Annotated in this window: 22 protein-coding genes and 1 pseudogene; 10 read left to right on the top strand and 13 right to left on the bottom strand. The window is 69.7% G+C overall.

Going from position 1 to position 19,461, the window contains the following annotated elements; all coding sequences use genetic code 11:
- Positions 1-138: pseudogene (locus VEC11_RS11690) on the top strand (IS5/IS1182 family transposase); the annotation flags it as partial.
- Here VEC11_RS11690 and ribH read toward each other — a convergent pair.
- The 8 genes from ribH to VEC11_RS11650 all read right to left on the bottom strand — a co-directional run bounded on the left by ribH (position 135) and on the right by VEC11_RS11650 (position 6,543).
- On the bottom strand, positions 135-554 hold the full coding sequence (ribH, locus tag VEC11_RS11685) for a 6,7-dimethyl-8-ribityllumazine synthase (protein WP_464131410.1): 420 nt from the start codon (positions 552-554) through the stop codon (positions 135-137). The pseudogene VEC11_RS11690 and the gene ribH sit on opposite strands and share 4 nt — an antisense overlap.
- Position 555: 1 nt before the next feature.
- Complete coding sequence (ribB, locus tag VEC11_RS11680) at positions 556-1,845, bottom strand: 3,4-dihydroxy-2-butanone-4-phosphate synthase (RefSeq protein WP_464131408.1); 1,290 nt, start codon at positions 1,843-1,845, stop codon at positions 556-558.
- A 44-nt stretch (positions 1,846-1,889) separates the two neighbouring features.
- Positions 1,890-2,504 (bottom strand): riboflavin synthase, encoded by a 615-nt coding sequence (locus VEC11_RS11675; RefSeq protein WP_464131406.1) that lies wholly within the window; start codon positions 2,502-2,504, stop codon positions 1,890-1,892.
- Complete coding sequence (gene ribD, locus VEC11_RS11670; RefSeq protein ID WP_464131419.1) at positions 2,479-3,450, bottom strand: bifunctional diaminohydroxyphosphoribosylaminopyrimidine deaminase/5-amino-6-(5-phosphoribosylamino)uracil reductase RibD; 972 nt, start codon at positions 3,448-3,450, stop codon at positions 2,479-2,481. The genes VEC11_RS11675 and ribD overlap by 26 nt, the downstream gene beginning before the upstream one ends.
- A gap of 26 nt (positions 3,451-3,476) precedes the next feature.
- On the bottom strand, positions 3,477-3,806 hold the full coding sequence (locus tag VEC11_RS11665) for a hypothetical protein (protein WP_464131404.1): 330 nt from the start codon (positions 3,804-3,806) through the stop codon (positions 3,477-3,479).
- Positions 3,807-3,867: 61 nt separating this feature from the next.
- Positions 3,868-4,536, bottom strand: coding sequence for an energy transducer TonB (locus VEC11_RS11660; protein ID WP_464131402.1), 669 nt, complete (start codon positions 4,534-4,536; stop codon positions 3,868-3,870).
- Positions 4,537-4,634: 98 nt separating this feature from the next.
- Entirely contained in the window at positions 4,635-5,969 is a 1,335-nt protein-coding gene (gene gltX, locus VEC11_RS11655; protein ID WP_464131400.1) for a glutamate--tRNA ligase, read from the bottom strand.
- Positions 5,970-6,012: 43 nt separating this feature from the next.
- Complete coding sequence (locus VEC11_RS11650; RefSeq protein WP_464131398.1) at positions 6,013-6,543, bottom strand: YcxB family protein; 531 nt, start codon at positions 6,541-6,543, stop codon at positions 6,013-6,015.
- A gap of 86 nt (positions 6,544-6,629) precedes the next feature.
- Here VEC11_RS11650 and VEC11_RS11645 point away from each other — a divergent pair, with 86 nt between their 5' ends.
- From VEC11_RS11645 to rplT, 3 genes are all read left to right on the top strand, one after another.
- Positions 6,630-7,565, top strand: a complete 936-nt coding sequence (locus tag VEC11_RS11645) for a ribose-phosphate pyrophosphokinase (RefSeq protein ID WP_464131396.1) — start codon at positions 6,630-6,632, stop codon at positions 7,563-7,565.
- 151 nt (positions 7,566-7,716) lie between these two features.
- Positions 7,717-7,920, top strand: a complete 204-nt coding sequence (gene rpmI, locus VEC11_RS11640; protein WP_029941637.1) for a 50S ribosomal protein L35 — start codon at positions 7,717-7,719, stop codon at positions 7,918-7,920.
- A 14-nt stretch (positions 7,921-7,934) separates the two neighbouring features.
- On the top strand, positions 7,935-8,294 hold the full coding sequence (gene rplT, locus VEC11_RS11635; RefSeq protein ID WP_464131394.1) for a 50S ribosomal protein L20: 360 nt from the start codon (positions 7,935-7,937) through the stop codon (positions 8,292-8,294).
- A gap of 154 nt (positions 8,295-8,448) precedes the next feature.
- On the opposite strand, the gene VEC11_RS11630 is transcribed toward rplT, so the two are convergent.
- Both VEC11_RS11630 and aceA read right to left on the bottom strand, forming a co-directional pair.
- Positions 8,449-8,646, bottom strand: a complete 198-nt coding sequence (locus VEC11_RS11630) for a DUF4170 domain-containing protein (RefSeq protein ID WP_464131392.1) — start codon at positions 8,644-8,646, stop codon at positions 8,449-8,451.
- Between the two features lie 11 nt (positions 8,647-8,657).
- On the bottom strand, positions 8,658-9,938 hold the full coding sequence (gene aceA, locus VEC11_RS11625) for an isocitrate lyase (RefSeq protein ID WP_464131390.1): 1,281 nt from the start codon (positions 9,936-9,938) through the stop codon (positions 8,658-8,660).
- A gap of 130 nt (positions 9,939-10,068) precedes the next feature.
- On the opposite strand from aceA, the gene VEC11_RS11620 reads away from it, so the two are divergent.
- The 4 genes from VEC11_RS11620 to VEC11_RS11605 all read left to right on the top strand — a co-directional run bounded on the left by VEC11_RS11620 (position 10,069) and on the right by VEC11_RS11605 (position 13,893).
- Positions 10,069-11,469 carry a helix-turn-helix domain-containing protein gene (locus VEC11_RS11620; protein WP_464131388.1) on the top strand — a complete coding sequence of 467 codons (1,401 nt, stop codon included), beginning with the start codon at positions 10,069-10,071 and terminating at the stop codon, positions 11,467-11,469.
- A 3-nt stretch (positions 11,470-11,472) separates the two neighbouring features.
- Positions 11,473-11,913 (top strand): SMI1/KNR4 family protein, encoded by a 441-nt coding sequence (locus tag VEC11_RS11615; RefSeq protein ID WP_464131386.1) that lies wholly within the window; start codon positions 11,473-11,475, stop codon positions 11,911-11,913.
- A gap of 63 nt (positions 11,914-11,976) precedes the next feature.
- Positions 11,977-12,660 (top strand): FABP family protein, encoded by a 684-nt coding sequence (locus tag VEC11_RS11610; RefSeq protein WP_464131384.1) that lies wholly within the window; start codon positions 11,977-11,979, stop codon positions 12,658-12,660.
- A 72-nt stretch (positions 12,661-12,732) separates the two neighbouring features.
- On the top strand, positions 12,733-13,893 hold the full coding sequence (locus VEC11_RS11605) for a sensor histidine kinase (RefSeq protein ID WP_464131382.1): 1,161 nt from the start codon (positions 12,733-12,735) through the stop codon (positions 13,891-13,893).
- Here the strand turns inward: VEC11_RS11605 and VEC11_RS11600 are convergent.
- Genes VEC11_RS11600 through VEC11_RS11590 form a run of 3 tightly spaced genes read right to left on the bottom strand, consistent with a single transcriptional unit; the run spans position 13,890 to position 15,922 of the window.
- Positions 13,890-14,357, bottom strand: a complete 468-nt coding sequence (locus VEC11_RS11600; RefSeq protein WP_464131380.1) for a GreA/GreB family elongation factor — start codon at positions 14,355-14,357, stop codon at positions 13,890-13,892. The two genes, VEC11_RS11605 and VEC11_RS11600, sit on opposite strands and share 4 nt — an antisense overlap.
- A gap of 9 nt (positions 14,358-14,366) precedes the next feature.
- Positions 14,367-15,302, bottom strand: coding sequence for a DUF5996 family protein (locus VEC11_RS11595; RefSeq protein ID WP_464131378.1), 936 nt, complete (start codon positions 15,300-15,302; stop codon positions 14,367-14,369).
- Positions 15,299-15,922, bottom strand: coding sequence for a hypothetical protein (locus VEC11_RS11590; protein WP_464131376.1), 624 nt, complete (start codon positions 15,920-15,922; stop codon positions 15,299-15,301). The genes VEC11_RS11595 and VEC11_RS11590 overlap by 4 nt, the downstream gene beginning before the upstream one ends.
- A gap of 81 nt (positions 15,923-16,003) precedes the next feature.
- Here VEC11_RS11590 and pheS point away from each other — a divergent pair, with 81 nt between their 5' ends.
- Positions 16,004-17,086, top strand: coding sequence for a phenylalanine--tRNA ligase subunit alpha (pheS, locus tag VEC11_RS11585; protein WP_464131374.1), 1,083 nt, complete (start codon positions 16,004-16,006; stop codon positions 17,084-17,086).
- Positions 17,083-19,458 (top strand): phenylalanine--tRNA ligase subunit beta, encoded by a 2,376-nt coding sequence (gene pheT / locus VEC11_RS11580; RefSeq protein ID WP_464131372.1) that lies wholly within the window; start codon positions 17,083-17,085, stop codon positions 19,456-19,458. Before pheS ends, pheT begins: the two co-directional genes overlap by 4 nt.
- The last annotated feature ends 3 nt before the right edge of the window (positions 19,459-19,461 follow it).

Here is a 19,461-nt window from a genome sequence, read left to right as displayed (position 1 = left end):
GTCGAGCGGTTCTTCTGCAAACTCAAACAGTTCCGCCGCGTCGCAACCCGCTTCGACAAGCTCGCCAGAAACTTCCTCGCCGCCGTCGCACTCGCCTCAACACGACTCTGGCTCAAAGCTTATGAGTCCACGCCCTAGGCGAAGCGCTCCCTGAGCGCGAGCATGGCGAGCGCGGCCCTGGCCGCTTCGCCGCCCTTGTCTTTCTCTTCGGGTCGGGCGCGGGCGAGCGCCTGCGCCTCGTTCTCGACGGTGAGGATGCCGTTGCCGATGGCGAGACCGTCCAGGGTCAGCGCCATCAATGCGCGGGCGCTTTCGCCGGCGACGATCTCGAAATGCCAGGTCTCGCCGCGGATCACCACGCCGAGCGCGACATAGCCGTCATAGCGGCCACTCTCGGCGGCCAAGGCGATCGCGCCAGGCACTTCCAGCGCCCCCGGGACGGTGACCGTCTCGTGGCTGTGGCCCGCGGCCTCGATCGCGGCGCGGGCGCCGGCGAGCAGCAAATCGTTCAGATGGCCATAGAAGCGCGCCTCGACGATCAGGATCTTCGCCATCTCAACCCTCCCCGCCCGGGATCGGTCGCTCGCCGACGATGGCGAGGCCGTAGCCGGCGAGCGCGACCGGCGTGTGGTGGCTGTTGGTCAGGAGGATCATGTCGTGCACGCCGAGCTCGGCGAGGATCTGGGCGCCGACGCCATAATCGCGGAGTTGCTCCGAATCGGCCGGCAAGGCAGCGCCCGAGCGGACCTTGAGCGCCTGCGAGAAGGCGTCGGGCGCGGCCCGGTTGATCACCACGATCACGCCGGCGCCCTCCTCGGCGATCACCTTCATCGCGCCCTCGAGCAGGCCGCCTCTTTTCCCCTCCTCGGCGAAGACGTCGGGGATCAGCGAGAGGCCGTGCATGCGCACCAAAGTCGGCGCGTCCGGATCGACGCGGCCCTTGACCAAAGCGATCTGCTCCATGCCCGAGGCCTTGTTGAGGAAGGTCTTCGCGGTCCAGCCGCCGCCCCAGCGGCTCTCGAACTGCGCCTCGGCGGTCAGCTCGACGATCCGGTCCTTCCGGAGGCGATAGGCGATCAGGTCGCGGATCGTGCCGATGCGCAGATTATGCAGCTGGGCGAAGGCGAAGAGCTCGTCCATCCGCGCCATCGTGCCGTCGTCCGACATGATCTCGCAGATCACGCCCGACGGGTTGAGCCCGGCGAGCCGCGCCACGTCCACCGCCGCCTCGGTGTGGCCGGCGCGGACCAGCACGCCGCCCTCGCGCGCGGTCAAGGGAAAGACATGGCCCGGCGAGACGATATGCTCGGGGCCCTTGGCGGCGTCGATCGCGACCGAGATGGTGCGCGCCCGGTCGGCGGCGGAAATGCCCGTGGTCACTCCCTCCCGCGCCTCGATCGAGGCGGTGAAGGCGGTCTCCATGCGGGTGCCGTTGACCCGGCTCATCGGCTGCAGGCCGAGCTGGTCGACCCGTTCCTTCGACAAAGCGAGGCAGATCAGGCCGCGGCCATGCTTGGCCATGAAGTTGATCGCGTCGGGCGTCGCCATCTGCGCGGGGATGACGAGGTCGCCCTCATTCTCCCGGTCCTCGTCGTCGACCAGGATGAACATGCGCCCGTTGCGCGCCTCGTCGATGATCTGCTCGGCCGACGCCATGACGCCGCGCGCGCCGCCGGCGAGGAATTTCTCCAGCTTGAGCAGGGTCTCGGCGGTCGGGTTCCAGTCGCTGTCGCCCAGCTTGCGAAGGCTGTTCGGATGCAGGCCGGCGGCGCGGGCGAGGCCGGCCCGGCTCATCTCGCCCTGGGCGACCATGTCGCAGAGGCGGTCGATCAGGATGGTGCTCATTTGCGCCGCGTATCACATCAGAATGTGATTCGCCATTTCTAAATTCACATTGCAGCGTTGCGAACGTCGAGCATACGCCCAAGATAGCGCGCCAATATGTCGATCTCGATGTTGATCCTGTCGCCCGGCTTCACATCGCCAAAGCCCGTCTCGCGCGCCGTATGGGGGATGATGTTGACCGAGAAGGCGGCACCGCCGCCCGGAAAAGGCTGGACCTCGTTCACGGTCAGCGAGACGCCGTCCAGCGCGATCGAGCCCTTGGCGGCGATATAGGGGGCGAGCGCGGCCGGCGCGACGATGCCGATCCGCACCGAATCGCCCACCGGCTCGACCGCCGCGACCTCGCCGAGCCCGTCGACATGGCCGGTTACGATATGGCCGCCAAGTTCGTCGCCGACCTTCAGCGCGCGCTCCAGGTTGAGCGGTCGGCCCTCGGCCCACATGCCAGGCGGCGTCCGGCTCTGCGTCTCGCCCGAGACGTCGACCGCGAACCAGCCTTCCCCCTTGTCGACCACGGTCAGGCAGACACCCGAGCAGGCGATGGAGGCGCCGAGATCGACACTCGCCATCTCATAGGCGGTGGCGACGGTGACGCGCAGGTCCCCGCGCGCCTCGACGGCCGTGATCCGGCCCTTATCCGTGATAATGCCCGTGAACATCGCGCTGGCGTTCGTAGACTTGCAGCGTGTCGCTGCCAAGCTGGCGCGTCCCGGTGAGCGCCCAGCGGCCGTGCGCGTCGGCCAGGCCCTCGAGCCCGATCGCGCCGACCCCCGGCTTGCCCTCGCCGATCAGGATCGGGGCGCGGTAGATGAGCAGCCGGTCGACCAGGTCGGCGGCGAGGAAGGCGGAGGCGGTCTCCGCGCCGCCCTCGACCAGCAAGTCGTTGACGTCGCTGAGCGTGCGGATCGCCTGCGGACTGGAGAGGCGGACGAAACCCTCGACCGGGCCGCCGGTGGTCAGCAGCGCCTTGCGCGGCGAGGCATGTTCGAGCCCCGGCAGGCGAACGTCCAGCCGCGGCCGGTCCGTCTCCCAGGTGCCGCGCCCGACCAGGATCATGTCGGCGCGCGCGCGCTCGAGATGGACGTCCTCGCGCGCCTCCTCGCCTGTGATCCACTTGCTTTCGCCCGAAGCCAGGGCGATCCGCCCGTCGATCGACATTGCAAGCTTCAGCGTCACCCGCGGCCGGCCCAGCCGCAGCCGGGTGAAGAAGCCCGCCATGCTGTGCTCGGCTTCATGCGCCAGGACGCCGGTGATCACCTCGATCCCGGCCGTCTCCAGCCGCTCGATGCCGAGCCCGTTGGTCCGCGGATCGGGATCGCCGACGCCGATCACCACCCTGGCCGGGCAGGCGTCGACGAGCAGGGTCGCGCAGGCGGGGCCGCGCGCGCTGACATGGGCGCAGGGCTCGAGCGTCACATAGACGGTCGCGCCGCGCGCGGCCGCGCCGGCCGCCGCGAGCGCCATCGCCTCGGCATGGGGGCGGCCGCCCGGCCGGGTCCAGCCTTCGCCCACGGCCCGGCCGTCCTGCACGATCACGCAGCCGACATAGGGATTGGGAGCGGTGAGGCCGCGGCCGCGCTCGCCCAGCGCGATCGCCGCCGCCATCCAGCCCTCGTCGCCGGGGGCTCCGGTCAAAGCCCGATCCGGGTCAGCGTATTGTCGGCGTTCTGGAAGTCCTGCTGGCGGGCGGCATCGCGGCGCGCCTTCTCGGCGGCGACCCGTTCGACATTCGCCCGCGTATCCGCCTCGGTGCGGTTGGCCGGCCAGCTCTGGATATAGGTGATTTGCGGACCGGGCGCGATATTGGTCTTGCCGTCGAGCCAGAAGGCGATGCCGAGCCCGATCGGGATGATGAGGGCCAGGCCGCCGGCGATCCACTGCACGCGCGTGCGCGTCGACCAGAACAGCCTGAGGTCGGCAAGCAGCGCGCGCGGGCCGGAGACGGGAGGGAGGACGGACATGGCGCCAAGATAGGCCCGCCACGCCGGATTCGCCACCCCGCCCCCGGTTTCCGCCACCGGCTCAAGCCTCCGGCAGGCGGAAGGTGACGGTCATCACCATCGTCGAGACCACCGGGCGGCCGTCGACCGTGGCCGGCCGGAACCGCCAGCGGCTACGCGCCTGCCGCTCCGTGACCCGCCAGAAGTCCTCCTGGGTCGCGGACAATTGCTCGATCGCCGTGACCCGTCCGTCCGTGCCGATCGTGATCCTGACCCGGACCCGACCCTCCTGCTGCAGCCGCTCCCGCTCGCGCGGATAAGGCGGCTGAAGCGCATCGCGGAAGCGCGGGTCGACCTCGGCCGCCTGGCGCACCGGCTCCGGGATGCGCGGAACCGTCGCTTCGGCCAACCGGACGGGGCCGGGGTCCGCGATTGGCGGGCGCGGCGGCTGGGGCGGTGTCACCGGTCCCGCCATCGGCCCCAGGGGCGGAGCGACCGGCGGCGTGACCGTTAGATCGTCGCGCGGCTGCGGAATCGGCTGATCCGGCCGCGGCGGGGGCGGCGGCACCTCCGGCGGCGGCGGCGGGAGGGGCCTGATCCGGATCGTTTCGATCACGCCCGGATCCTGCCGAATGAAGGTGGTGGTGCCGAACAGCATGACTGCACCGAGCGCCGTGGCGTGGAGCCCGATCACGGCCGCAAGGCTGACGGGGCTGCGTCTCTTCTCTGCCAGAAAACCGTTCGCGTACATGAGCCTCTCCTTCTCTGGTGCGACTCATGATACATTATATCGTCATGTTATACTATACCATAATGGGAGATGCGAATTTTTGCGACGGCAGGGGCCGGTCAGCCGGCGGCGGCGCGGAGGCGGGAGACGGTTTCGTCGCGGCCGATCAAAGGAAGCAGGGCGCCCATTTCGGGGCCGCTGTCGCGGCCGGTGAGGGCCCGGCGCAGGGGATGGAAGAGCGATTTGCCGGCACGGCCGCTGCTTTCCCTGAGCCGCGCGACCAGCTGCGGCCAGGGCGAATCCGACCAGTCGATCGCCTCGGCAACCGCCGCCGCTTCGGCCAGGAAGGAGCGATCCTCCTCCGCCGCCGCCTGCTCGACATGGCCGTGGAGAATCTCCCACCAGTCGGCCGCCTCGGCGACCGTCTTGAGATTGGGCCTGATCGCGTCCCAGTCCGCCTCGGCCATGCCTGCCGGCAGCCGCTCGCGCACCCGCGCAAAGGGCAGAAGATGGACGATCCGCGCATTCAGCGCCTCCAGCTCGGCAAGATCGAAGCGGGCCGGCGCGCGGCCGAAGCTGGCGAAATCGAAGCCGGCGATGAGGGGCGCCGGGTCGGCCACCGGCTCGACCGGCAGGCTGGTGCCGATCCGGGCGAGCTTGGCGATGAGGGCTTCGGGCTCGATCCCGGCCGCGCGCATCGCCTCGACGCCGGTCGAGCCGAGCCTTTTGGCGAGCTTGCCCTCCGAGCCGGTCAGCAGCGCTTCGTGCGCGAAGGCCGGCGGCGCCGCGCCGAGCGCCGCGAACATCTGCAGCTGCAGGCCCGTATTGGTGACATGGTCCTCGCCGCGGACGACATGGGTCACGCCCATGTCGACGTCGTCGACGACGCTGGGCAGCATGTAGAGCCAGGAGCCGTCCGCGCGCCGGATCACGGGATCGCTGAGCAGGGCCGGCTCCAGCTGCTGCGGCCCGCGGATCAGATCGTCCCAGGCGATCGGCGCATCATGATCGAGCCTGAAGCGCCAGTGCGGCCGGCGTCCTTCGGCCTCGAACCTCGCCTTGTCAGCGTCGGTCAGCGCCAGCGCAGCGCGGTCATAGACGGGCGGCTTGCCGCGGCCGAGCTGGATCTTGCGCTTGAGCTCCAGTTCCTGCGCACTCTCCCAGGCCGGATAGGCGCAGCCCGCCGCGGCCAGCCGCGCCAGCGCCGCCTCATAGGCGCCGAAGCGGGCCGACTGGCGCTCCTCGCCGTCAATGTCGAGGCCGAGCCAGGCGAGATCGGCGCGGATCGCCTCGACATAGGTCTCCTCGCTTCGCTCGCGGTCCGTATCGTCGATCCGGAGCAGGAAGCGCCCCCCCTGCTTGCGCGCCCAGAGCCAGTTGTGCAGCGCCGTGCGGATATTGCCGACATGGAGCCGGCCGGTGGGCGAAGGCGCGAAGCGGGTGACGACATGCATTGCCCGGAGCGACTAGGCCCCCGGCGCCCGCCCGGCAAGCGGGTCAGAGCCTGGCCGGCCCACAGCGCCGGGCGGTGGCGGCCAGGTCGGCTGCCTCGTCGAGGCTCAAGGCATGGCGGGGCACGAACCACAGGCCCCCCGCCGGGGCCGCGAACAGGAAGCCGCCCGGCCACTCGCCCCAGCGATGGAGCGCGTTCCAGCCGACGCCCGCTCTCTCCCCCGCCATCTCGGTGCCGATGCCCTCCTCGGACCAGGAGAAGACCTGCTCCCCCTGCATCGCCGCGTTGCGCCGGAAGCCGCGCCGCGCCGCGTGCGGCGCGAGCGCGAGACGCAGCGCCAGGATCAGGCCGACGAGCAGCAACCCGCCGAGCGCCGCGGCCGACGCGACCCAGCCTGCCCGGCCGGCCGGCGCGCCCGCCTGCAGCGCGAGGCCGGCGCCGACCAGGGCGGCCGCCATCGCCGTGCCGAAGAAGGCCAGCCTCGTCCGCGGCTGCAGCAGGCTGCGGCGCATCCACTCGCGCGTCGCCGCGACGACATCCGCCTCAGTCGGCGTGAAGGCGATCCGCCCTGCCACTTGCTCCAGCTGCTCCTATGCCCTTCCCCTTCTCATATCCTCTGAATAAGGAGGCGTGAATCCGGGCAAGAAGGGAAAGCGGGCCGATGAAGCTGCTGTCGGGCAATTCGAATCTGCCGCTCGTGCAGGCGATCGCCCAATATCTGGAGACGGAGATCACCCAGGCGAGCGTGCGCCGCTTCGCCGACGAGGAGATTTTCGTCGAGATCCTCGAGAATGTCCGGGGCGAGGATGTGTTCGTGGTCCAGTCCACGGCCTATCCCGCCAACGACAATCTGATGGAATTGCTGATCTGCATCGATGCGCTGCGCCGCGCCTCGGCGAAGCGGATCACGGCCGTGCTGCCCTATTTCGGCTATGCGAGGCAGGACCGGAAGCCGGGGCCGCGCACGCCGATCTCGGCCAAATTGGTCGCGAACCTGATCACCGTCGCCGGCGCCAACCGGGTGCTCTCGGTCGACCTCCATGCTGGGCAGATCCAGGGCTTTTTCGATATCCCGACGGACAATCTCTACGCCGCGCCGGTCATGTCGGAGGACATCCGCGCGCGCTTCTCCGGCCGGCCGATCACCGTCGTCTCGCCCGACGTCGGCGGCGTGGTCCGCGCCCGTGCGCTCGCCAAGCGCCTCGACAATGCCCCGCTCGCCATCGTCGACAAGCGCCGCGAGCGCGCCGGCGAATCCGAGGTGATGAACATCATCGGCGATGTCGAGGGGCGCTTCTGCATCCTGATCGACGACATCGTCGATTCGGCGGGCACGCTCTGCAACGCCGCCGGCGCGCTGAAGGAGGCGGGGGCCGAGGACGTGGTCGCCTATTGCACGCACGGCGTGCTCTCCGGCGCCGCAGCGGCGCGGGTCGACAAGTCGGAGCTGGCCGAATTGGTCATCACCGATTCGATCGCCGCCTATGAATCCGCGGAGGCGACGCCGAAAATCCGCCTGCTCACCATCGCGCCCCTGCTGGCGGAGGCGATCCGGCGGATTGCGGACGAAAGCTCCGTCTCGAGCCTGTTCGACTGAGGGCCGAATCATTTGCCTTTTCGGGCGTCCGCCCATATAGGCGCCTGCTTTCCAGCTTGTGGAAGAACCGAACCGCCCGGCGAACAAGGGCTGCCGTGGCTGTTCTCAAACGCCTGTCCCCGCGCAAGCGGGGATCCGAAAGGAGACGAAAATGCCCAAACTGAAGACCAAGAGCGGCGTGAAGAAGCGCTTCAAGCTCACGGCGACGGGCAAGGTGAAGCACGGCGTCGCCGGCAAGCGCCACCGCCTGATCAGCCACAATGCCAAGTACATCCGCCAGAACCGCGGCACCGAAGTGCTCGCCGACGCCGACACGGCGCGGGTGAAGCTCTGGGCGCCCTACGGCCTGAAATAAGGAGGTACTGACCCATGGCACGCATCAAGCGCGGCACCACCACGCGCGCCAAGCACAAAAGGATCCTGGAGCAGGCGAAAGGCTATTATGGCCGTCGCAAGAACACGATCCGCATCGCCCGCCAGGCCGTCGAGAAGGCCGGGCAATATGCCTATCGCGACCGCAAGGTGAAGAAGCGCAGCTTCCGCGCGCTCTGGATCCAGCGCATCAACGCCGCGGTCCGCGCCGAGGGCCTGACCTATGGCCGCTTCATGCACGGCCTGAAGCTCGCCGGCGTCGAGCTGGACCGCAAGGTCCTCGCCGACATCGCGATGCACGAGGGCGAGGCCTTCAAGGGCATCATCGCCCAGGCGAAGGCGGCGCTCCCGGCGTAACGCCGAAGCCGCTCCAGCGACGCGAATGTGGAAAGGGCGCGGGAGGCAATGCTTCCCGCGCCCTTTCTCCCGGGGGGCCTTGGGGGGTGCCCTCTCTTATCCTTGTCACCGCATTTTCCGGGCCGTCGGGCCGTCAGCCCGACCTGAAAATGCTCTAGTGCATCGTCTCCATGGCGATCGAATAGCGGGTGGTCGCCGGGTCGGTGCCCGGACTGTAGGTCAGCCGCATCCATTCGTTGCGCGCCTTGCGCTCGTCCTCGAACGGACCGGCCATCGTCTCGCTGCCGGGGATCAGGGCGCTGAAATCCGGCCCCTCATATTCGCCGCCGACGATCCAGTAACGCGTGGTCATCCCGGTTCTCCTTACGCAGCCTGTCGGGTGAACTGGTCGGCCTCGGTCGATTCCGCCAGGGCCGCGGTCGAGGATTCGCCCCCGGCGAGCGTCTGGGCGACCAGGTCGAAATAGCCGGTGCCGACCTCGCGCTGGTGGCGGGTCGCGGTATAGCCGGCCGCCTCGCTGGCGAACTCGGCCTGCTGCAGCTCGGAATAGGCGGCCATGCCGCGCTCCCGATAGCCGCGCGCGAGCTCGAACATGCCATGGTTGAGGCTGTGGAAGCCGGCCAGGGTCACGAACTGGAACTTGTAGCCCATCGCGCCGAGCTCGCGCTGGAAGCGGGCGATCGTATCCCGGTCCAGCTTCGCCTCCCAGTTGAAGCTGGGCGAGCAATTATAGGCCATCAATTTGCCCGGATGCGCGCGCTGGATCGCCTCGGCGAAGCGCTTCGCGTCCTCGAGATTCGGGTGGCTGGTCTCCCACCAGAGCAGATCGGCATGCTCGGCGAAGGCGAGGCCGCGCCTGATGCAATGCTCGACGCCGGTGCCTTCCTTCAGGCGGAAGAACCCCTCGGGTGTGCGCTCGCCGGTGAGGAACTCGCGGTCGCGTTCGTCCACGTCCGAGGTGATCAGCCTGGCGCTCTCCGCGTCGGTGCGGGCGACGAGGATCGTCGGCACGCCGCAGACGTCGGCCGCGAGCCGGGCCGCGTCGAGGTTGCGGATATGCGCCTGGGTCGGGATCAGCACCTTGCCGCCGAGATGGCCGCACTTCTTCTCGGCGGCGAGCTGGTCCTCATAATGGACGCCCGCGGCGCCGGCCTCGATATAGGCCTTCATGATCTCGAAGCAGTTGAGCGGCCCGCCGAAGCCGGCCTCGGCGTCGGCGACGATCGGCGCGAACCAGTCTCGTTTGGCGCCGCCCTCCATATGCTCGATCTGGTCGGCGCGCTGCAGCGTGCGGTTGATCCGCCGGCAGAGCTCGGGCCCGGCATTGGCGGGGTAGAGCGACTGGTCCGGATACATGGCGCCGGCGGTGTTGGCGTCGGCGGCGACCTGCCAGCCGGAGAGATAGATGGCCTTGAGGCCGGCGCGGACCTGCTGCATCGCCTGGTTGCCGGTCACGGCGCCCAGCGCGTGCACATAATCCTCGCTGTGCAGCAGCTCCCAGAGCCGGTTGGCACCGCGCCGGGCGAGGCTGTGCTCTATGGGTACCGAGCCGCGCAGCCTTTCGACCTCCTCCGGGCCATAGGGCCTGCTGATGCCGTCGAAGCGGCCGGGCGGGGCGGGGATCAGGTCGGCGAAGTCGGTCACGCGAGGCCTCTCGAACTATACGAACCAGGCACGAGGAACCCTCAAACGGGCAGAATGGGCAGAGGGAAAAGGGTCGTCTTGTCGCGAGACGACTTGCGACTCTTGTTAATTTTTGACAATCTGACGAGCGATGAAGCTCTATCTCGGACGGCGGCTCCGCCATCTCCGGCGGGAGCTCGGGCTCAACCAGAGCGCGATGGCGGCCGAGATCGGCGTCTCGCCCTCCTATCTCAACCATCTCGAGCGCAACCAGCGGCCGGTGACCGCGCAGGTGCTGCTGAAGCTCGCCGAGGTCTATGACGTCGACCTGAAGAGCTTCGCGGCCGAGGGCGGCGAGGGCGTCGGCGCGGCCCAGCTCGCCGAGATCTTCGCCGATCCGATGTTCGGCGGCCTTGCCGTGCCGCGCTATGAGCTGGCCGAGGTCGCCGACAATGCGCCGGGCGTCGCCGAGGCGGTCTCGCGCCTCTACGCGGCCCTGGTCGAGCTGCGCCGCCGGCCGGCGGGCGGCGAGGAAGAGGAGGAGGGTGCCGCGCTCTCCCCGCAAAACTGGGTGCGCGACCATATCCAGGCGAGCCGCAACCACTTCGCCTATCTGGAGGAGGCCGCCGAGACCCAGGCCGGCGCGCTCGGCGATCCGCTCTCGATCGCCGAGCCGATGCGCCGGCGGCTGAAGGAGGCGTTCGGCATCGAGGCGCGGATCGTCCCACCGGAAGTGCTGGACGGGGCGACCCAGCATTACGATTTGCACCGCAAGCGGCTCCTGCTCTCGGCCCTGCTGCGGCCGGAGAGCCGCACCTTCGCGCTCGCCTATCAGCTCGCCCTGGTCGAGTTCCGTCCCTTGCTGGAACGGATGGTCGAGGCTGCGGCGGCGCCGGACGCGCCGACGGCCCGGCTGCTCCATATGAGCCTCGCCAATTATGCGGCCGGGGCGGTGATGATGCCCTATGCGCCCTTCCTCGAGGCGGCGGAGACGCATCGCTACGACATCGACCGGCTCTGCGCCCTGTTCGGCGCCAGCGTCGAGCAGGTCGCGCACCGGCTGACCACGCTGAACCGCGCTAATGCCCGCGGCATCCCCTTCTTCATGCTGCGCGTCGATGCGGCCGGGAACATCTCCAAGCGCTTCGCCGGCGAGGCCTTCCCCTTCTCGCGCTATGGCGGCACCTGCCCGCGCTGGAATTTGCACGGGGCCTTCCAGACGCCCGGCCGGACGGTCACGCAAATCGTCGAGACGCCCGACGGCCAGCGTTTCTTCACGCTCGGGCGCACCGTCCCGCGCTCGGTCCGGCTCGACGCGCAGGAGGACAGCCAGCTCGCCATCGGCCTCGGCAGCGACCTCCGGCACGCACCGCGCCTCGCTTATGCGGACGGCCTCGACCTCGCCAATCCGCAGGTCATGCCGATCGGCCCTGCCTGCACCATCTGCCCCCGCATCCGCTGCCCCCAGCGCGCCGCGGCGCCCGCCGGGCGGACGCTGACGGTGGAGGTGGGCAGGAAGACGATCTCGCCTTTTCCGTTCCTGGGAGGTTAGCGCATGAGCCTGGCGCGCTTCGCAGAACTTTGGACGCATCCGGAATATCCGCCGACGCCGGTATCGGAGTTTAACCTTCGCGCCGTGGAGAAGGACCTCGGTTTCACTTTTCCCACTGACTATCGGGATGCCGTCGTCCAGGTAGGCCTCGTGTCACCGACCATCGAACTGCTCGACACAATCGTTAATCGCGAGCTCGACATGGCGGACCTCTCCGAGCTTCTGGAGCCTAACGAGATACTGGCTACGACCGAAGTCTGGCGCGAGATGGGTCTTCCCGCGGACCTCGTGGCCTTCGCCACCGATTGTTCGGGCAATCTTTTCTGCTTCGGGCCGAATGGCGCGCCGACGATTTTCCTTTTCGACCATGATTTCGGTACCACGCGGGAGGTCGCGCCCTCTTTTTCACAATGGATCGACCGGTTCTGCGCGCTCGCAGAATAGTGGCCAAGCCGGCTTCGACCCGTCGCCGCACCTCGCTATAGTCCCCGCCGAAAGGTCCGCTCCATGCCCGCTTTCCCCGACGACATCTTCACCGAGCCCGAGGACGTCGACCCCGACACGCTCGCCAATCTCGGTCCGCTGCGCCGCCTTGCCGGCGGCTGGGAGGGGCATGGCGGGGTCGATATCAATCCCAAGGCGGACGGGCCCGAGACGCGGGCCTTCCTGGAGCGCAGCCTGTTCCAGCCGATCGACCCGCAGGCCAACGGGCCGCAGCTTTTCTACGGCCTGCGCTACCATATCCACATCAACACGCCGGAGGAGGACATCACCTTCCACGACCAGACCGGCTACTGGCTCTGGGAGCCGGCCACGGGCCTCGTCATCCAGACCCTCGCCATTCCGCGCGGCCAGATCGCGATCGCCTCCGGCCAGGCAGAGCCGGACGCGACGCGGCTGGTGGTGAGCGCCGAGCGGGGCCGCACCGACTACGGCATCTGCTCGACCCCCTTCCTCGAACATGCCTTTCGCACCGATTCCTACCGGCTCGAGGTCGAGTTCCACGAGGACGGCTCCTGGTCCTACGTCTCCGACACGATGCTGATGGTCCGCGGCCACACGGAAGCGTTCCAACACCGCGACCGCAACCTGCTCACCCGGACCAGCGCGCCGGAGCCGAACCCGCTGCTGCGCGTCCTTGCCGAGCGCGGCGAGCCCGTGGTTCGCGCCACCTTGCCGGGCGAGGGCTGAGAGTGGTTCACCTCGCGCGAAGATTGGCGTGGCGGGGCAGGGTGAGCGTGTCCGGTTGCGTATTGGTCCGACATGGACGGGAATGATGGCCTGCCTGGCCCTGCCGACGACGGTTTCGCGGAGGCGGAGGCGGCTTCCGTCGCGCATTACAAGAAAATGTACGACCGCTCGTCCGCGCTGGCACGGATCGGCGTCTGGGAATGCGACCTCGCGACCGAGGCGCTGACCTGGACGGACGGGGTCTACGACCTGTTCGAGCTGCCGCGCGGCGCCCCGCTCGAGCGGGCGGAGATCGTCGCGCTCTACGACGCGGAGTCGCGCGCGGAGATGGAGCGGCTGCGCGCCAGGGCGATCGCCGAGGGCGGCAGCTTCGCGCTCGACGTCCATATCCGGACGGCAAAGGGCCATGACCGCTGGCTCCGCCTCACCGCCGACGTCGAGCGGGAGGACGGGCGCTCGGTCCGCATCTTCGGCACCAAGCAGGACATCACCGCCGAGAAACTGGCCGAAGCGCAGGTCCAGGCGCTGCAAGCCGAGCTGATCCACTTGTCGCGCAAGAGCGCGATGGGGACGATGGCCGCGATGCTCGCGCACGAGCTGAACCAGCCGCTCGCGGCGATCGGCAATTTCGCGGCTGGCACCAGGCGCGCCCTGCAGGCCGACGTGCCGAGCCTGGCCTTCCTGGAGGACGGGCTCGACGCGATCGAGAAGAGCGCCCTGCGCGCCCGCAACATCATCCGCTCGCTGAAGGAGATGAGCAGCGGCGCCGCGGCGAAGCGTCAGCGGCTCGATCCCAGGCCGCTGATCGCCGAGGCGGCGGCCCTGGCCCTGCTGGGGGTGGAGGCGCAGGTGGCGCTCCGGCTCGACCTGGCGGACGGCCTCAGGGTCGCGGCCGACCCTGTCCAGCTCCAGCAGGTGGTGATCAACCTGGTCCGCAATGCCGTCGAGGCCGTGCTTGAGGCGCCGCAGCGCCAGGTGCTGGTGTCCGCCCGGGCCGCCGGCAAGGTCGTGGAGATCCTGGTCGAGGACAGCGGCCCCGGCATTCCGCCGGACATGATGGACAGCCTGTTCGAGGCCTTCGCCTCGTCCAAGCCGGGCGGGATGGGCGTCGGCCTCTCGATCAGCCGCACCATCGTCGAGGCGCATGGCGGGACCCTGTCCGCGGCCAACCGGGCGGGCGGCGGCGCCTGCTTCCGGGTGAGCCTGCCGTCGGCGGGCGCGGGACGGACCTAGGCCGGGATCGCCCCGACCGCGACGATCTCGATTGCGTCCGCCTCGCCGCCGAAGTCCGAAAAATCGCCCGGCCCGGCTCCGATCAGGGCGCGCGCGAGCGGGGCGGAGAAAGCGAGCTTGCCTGCCGCGGGATCGGCCTCGTCGTCCCCGACAATGTCGACCGTCCGTTCCTGCCCGTTGAGGCGGAAGGTGACGCGGCTGCCGAACGCGGCCTCGTCCTCGGGCGGCGACGGGGCGAGCTCGGCGGTGGCGAGGCGGGTGCGCCAGTAGCGCAGGCTCCGCTGCGCGTCGGCGAGCGCAAGCTCCTCCGTCTCCGCCGCGACCCGCGCCTCCAGTTCGGCAACCCGTTCTTCCGCGAGTTTCAGCCCGGCCGCAGTGACGAGGTTCGGCCCGGGCGGGATCGGCAGCTCGAAGCGCGGCTCCTTATGCTCCTCGTCGCTCTCCCGGCGGAAGGCCACGCTCATCCTTCACTCCTAAACCTGCCGCGGCACGCCCGGCCGGCCGATCGGGCATTCGAGCGCGGCGCGGTCCCAGGCGGCAAGGTCGGCGGCGGCTTCATAAGTCGAGCTCAGGAAACGGAGCAGGGCCCCGTCCGGGTCCGCCGCGGTCCGCACCGCCTCATAGTCCAGCACGAACTCGCCGAGCGCCGCGTCCCAGCGCGCCGCCTCCGGCCCGACCGTCGCCTCGGCGAAGCCGTCGGGCGCCGGATAGGCATAGGAATAGAAGAAGGGCCCGCCCTCCGCGCCGGCGCCGCCGGGCCAGAAGCCGGCGCTGGCTTCCTCGTGGCTGTAGGCCTCGCGCGTCACCGCATCGGGCAGGTTCGGAATGCCGCCCGGATGCAGCGGCGCCGGCCGACCGGAGAAGCGGGTGACGGCGAGATCGAAGCTGCCCCAGAAGAAATGGACCGGGCTGGCCTTGCCGAGAAAGCCGGAACGAAACAGGCGGAAGACGCGATCGGCATTCTGCACCGCGCCGAGCAGGCGCGCAGCGCTGTCCCGGTCATAGGTGCGCGGCGCGCGATCCTCGGCAAAGGGAATGGCGGGATCGACCTCGTTCGGCGCTCCGTGGATGCGGACCTTATGGCCCGCCCCGGCGAGGATGTTCATGGCCCGGGCGTGGAAGTCCGCCACCGACATGGGGCCGAGCGGCGCGGTCATCCGCCGCCCGGAATCCTCATAGACGAATTGATGTTCAGCCAGGTCCAGCGCGAGCGTGAAGACGCCGCCAGGCACATAGATTGGCTCGGTCGTCAGGCCGCGCGCAGTGACGTGCAGCGTCAGGTGCCAGCCATGGTTGCGCCAGGGCAGCAGGGCGGTCGGCACCTTGCCGAGCACCTGCGAGAAGAGGTGCAGCGCGACGATGGTCGGCCGGTCGCGCGCGGCCGACAGGCTCGGCCAGGCCCCGGTCATGCCGGGCAGAGCTGCGTCCGGGGGATGGTGGCGAGATGGCGGAGGCCGCTCCCGGTCCATTCATAATAGACCGCGCTCTCGTCCGTCTCGGCGCCGACCGCGCTGCCGATCACGATCAGCAGGCGGCTGCCCGGGTTGAAGCGCATGCCGCGATAGCGGAGCGGCCGGTCGCTGACCCAGTCCCGGACATGGCGCGTGCTGATCCGGCGCAGCTCGACCGGAAAGATGACCCGGCCGTTGCCGAGATTGACGATCGCCGCAGCGCTGCAGGAAAAGCCGCAGCCCCAGGCCGCGACGGTGTAATTGGCGGCGAAGTTCGGCCCGTTTGCAGCCTCGGCGCCGAGCGTGGAGCGATAGGCGCGGATCTCGCGCGAGCTGAGCTGCGGCGCGACATAATCCTTTGCCAGGATCGCGCGCGGCGCCGGAAAATCGGCGAAGCGGGGGGCACCGTCCTGATTGCCGAGCCGCCTCGGGCAATCGGGGCCGGAACGGGGTTCGGCATGGGCCGGATCGCCATGGTCGCCCTCGGGCGGGGAGCCATGCTTTGCTTCGGGCGCGGAGGCGGCTGCCGCGAACGGCAGAGCCAGCGCCAGGATCGCAAGGCTACGCAGTGAGATCATCCGAATCCCTCCCGTCCTGTCTTTGATAGCGCAACGGCGAGGGGTTTTCATCCTGCGCCTTTCTCCGTTAGGGGCCTCCCTATGGGCAGCGACCTCGAACGACTGAAACAGGACTGGCTCGACCGGATCGCCGGCGCGGGCGATCTTGCCGCGCTCGAGGCGGAGCGCGTCGCGGCGCTCGGCAAGCAGGGCGCGGTCACCGCCCTGCTGAAGACCCTGGGCGGGATGTCGCCCGAGGAAAGGCAGAGCGAGGGTCCGCGTATCCACGGCCTGCGCGAGGCGGTGACGGAAGCGCTGACCGCGCGCAAGGCGGCGCTGGAGGGCGCAGCGCTCGAACAGCGCCTGGCGGCCGAGCGGCTCGACATGACCTTGCCCGTCGCGCCGGCCGCGGAGGGCAGCATCCATCCGGTCAGTCAGGTGATGGACGAGCTGGCGGAGATTTTCGCCGATCTCGGCTTCTCCGTCGCCACCGGGCCGGAGATCGAGGACGACTGGCACAATTTCACCGCGCTCAACATTCCCGAGAGCCATCCGGCCCGGGCGATGCACGACACCTTCTATTTCCCGCAGAACGGCCCCGACGGGCGCGCGATGCTGCTGCGCACGCACACCTCGCCGGTGCAGATCCGCACCATGCAGAGCCAGGAGCCGCCGCTCTACATCATCGCGCCGGGCCGGACCTATCGCTCGGACAGCGACGCCACTCACACGCCGATGTTCCACCAGGTCGAGGGGCTGGTGATCGACCGGGGAATCATGCTCGGCCACCTCAAATGGACGCTGGAGACCTTCCTCAAGGCCTTTTTCGAGCGCGACGACATCGTGCTCCGCATGCGCCCCTCCTATTTCCCCTTCACCGAGCCCTCGGCCGAGGTCGATGTCGGCTATCATCTGGAGAAGGGCCGGCGCGTGCTCGGCGGCACCGACCATTTCATGGAATTGCTCGGCTCGGGCATGGTCCATCCACGCGTGATCGCCGCCTGCGGGCTCGATCCGGACGAATGGCAGGGCTTCGCCTTCGGCTGCGGCATCGACCGGCTGGCCATGCTGAAATACGGGATGGATGACCTCCGCGCCTTCTTCGACGGCGACCTCAGGTGGCTGCGCCATTACGGCTTCCGCGCGCTCGATGTGCCCACGCTCAGCGGCGGAGTGGGCGCATGAAGTTCACCCTGTCCTGGCTGAAGGAGCATCTGGAGACGGATGCGGACCTCGAGACGATCGTGGAGACGCTGACCCGGATCGGCCTCGAGGTGGAAGCCGTCGAGAATCCGGCCGAGAAGCTCGCCCCCTTCGTGGTCGCCGAGGTGCTCACCGCGGCGCCCCACCCGCAGGCGGACAAGCTGCAGGTGCTGACCGTCAATGCGGGGACAGGCGAGGCGATCCAGGTGGTCTGCGGCGCGCCCAATGCGCGGGCGGGGCTGAAGGGCGTGTTCGGCCCGCCGGGCGCGTGGGTGCCGGGCAGCGATCTGACCCTGAAGGTGGCGGCGATCCGCGGCGTCGAGAGCCGCGGCATGATGTGCTCGATCCGCGAGCTGGAGCTGGGCGAGGCGCATGAGGGAATCATCGAGCTCGCCGAGGACGCCCCGGTCGGCGTGCCTTTCGCCGTCTATGCGGAGCTGGACGATCCGGTGATCGACGTCTCGGTCACGCCGAACCGCCAGGACGCGATGGGCGTGCACGGCATCGCCCGCGATCTGGCCGCGGCGGGGCTCGGCACGCTGAAGCCGGTCGAGGTGCCGGTGATCGCCGGGACCTGGCCCTGCCCGGTCGAGATCAGCCTCGAGGACGAGGAGGGCTGTCCGGTCTTTTACGGCCGGGCGATCCGCGGCGTGCGTAACGGACCGTCGCCGGACTGGCTGCAGCAACGGCTGAAGGCAGTGGGCCAGCGGCCGATCAGCGCGCTGGTCGACATGACCAACTATATCACGCTCAGCTACGGCCGGCCGCTGCACGTCTTCGACCTCGCCAAGCTGCGCGGCAACCTGACCGCCCGGCGGGCGCGGGAGGGGGAAGAGGTGCTCGCGCTGAACGGGAAGACCTACCGGCTCGATCCCTCGATCACCGCGATCGCCGACGAGGCGGGCGCCGACGGAATCGGCGGCATCATGGGCGGCGAGCGGACCAGCGTCGACGAGTCGACGACCGACATCCTGATCGAATGCGCCTGGTTCGATCCGCAACGCATTGCCTTGTCCGGCCAGAAGCTCGGCCTCACCTCGGACGCGCGCAGCCGCTTCGAGCGCGGCGCCGACCCGGCCTTCGTGGAGGCCGGGATCGAGCTGGGCACGGCGCTCGCGATCGATCTCGTCGGCGGCGAGCCGTCGCAGATCTTCCGGGCAGGCGAGCCGCCCATCCCGGACAAGGTCGTCGACTATCGGCCCGAGCGCTGCGCGGAGCTGGCCGGGGTCGCCGTGCCGGAGGACCGGCAGGCGCAGATATTGCAGCGGCTGGGCTTCACCGTGACCCGCGGCGAGCCTTGGCGAATCGCGGTGCCGTCATGGCGTCGCGACGTGGACGGTGCCGCCGATATCGTCGAGGAAGTCATTCGACTCGAGGGGCTTGACCAGGTCCCCTCGACGCCGCTGCCGCGCGCCCCCGGGGTGGCGCGGCCGACGGCGACGGCGGAGCAGATGGTCGAGCGGCAGGCGCGGCGGACGGCCGCGGCGCGCGGCCTCAATGAGGCGGTGACCTGGAGCTTCCTCGCCGAGCGCGAGGCCGAGGCGTTCGGCGGCTCGGCCTGGGTGCTCGCCAATCCGATCAGCGAGGAGATGAAGGCGATGCGCCCCTCGCTCCTGCCCGGCCTGCTCGCGGCGGCGGCGCGCAACGCGGCCCGGGGGGCCGAGAGCATCCGCCTGTTCGAGATCGGCCGGCGCTATCTGGGCGACGGTGAGCGGGCGACGCTCGGCCTCGTCCTGGCCGGGCCGCGCGGGCCGCGCCACTGGGCGGGAAAGACGGGCCCGGTCGACGCCTATGACGCGAAGGCCGAGGCGCTGGCCATCCTCGCCGCCGCCGGCGCGCCGGTCGACAACCTGCAGGTGCTCGGCGAGGCCGGCCCCGCCTGGCATCCGGGCCAGTCGGGGCGGCTCTGCCTCGGGCCGAAGAACGCGCTGGCCGTGTTCGGGACCTTGCACCCGCGCATCGTCAGGGCGTTCGACCTGGACGGGCCCGTGGTGGCCGCGGAGCTTTACCTCGACGCCATCCCGGCCAGGCGCGGCGGCGCCGGCCATATGCGCAGCGCCTATCAGCCACCGGCCTTGCAGGCGGTGACGCGCGATTTCGCCTTCCTCGTCCCCGCCGATCTGCCCGCCGACCAGCTGGTGCGCGCCGTGCGCGGCGCGGACAAGGCGGCGATCACCGGCGCGCGGCTGTTCGATGTCTTCACCGGCCAGGGCGTGCCCGAGGGCCAGAAGTCGCTCGCCGTCGAGGTGAGCCTGCAGCCGGCGGAGAAGAGCTTCACCGAGGAGGAGCTGCAGGCGATCGCCGGGCGGATTGTCGCCGCAGCCGCGAAGCTCGGCGCGACGCTCAGGACCTGAGGC

The organism is Allosphingosinicella sp. (assembly GCF_035626655.1).
In the GTDB taxonomy this organism is placed as follows: Bacteria; Pseudomonadota; Alphaproteobacteria; order Sphingomonadales; family Sphingomonadaceae; genus Allosphingosinicella.
The sequence above is the reverse complement of the archived record's forward strand: the minus strand, read 5'-3'. Positions and strand labels throughout refer to the sequence as shown.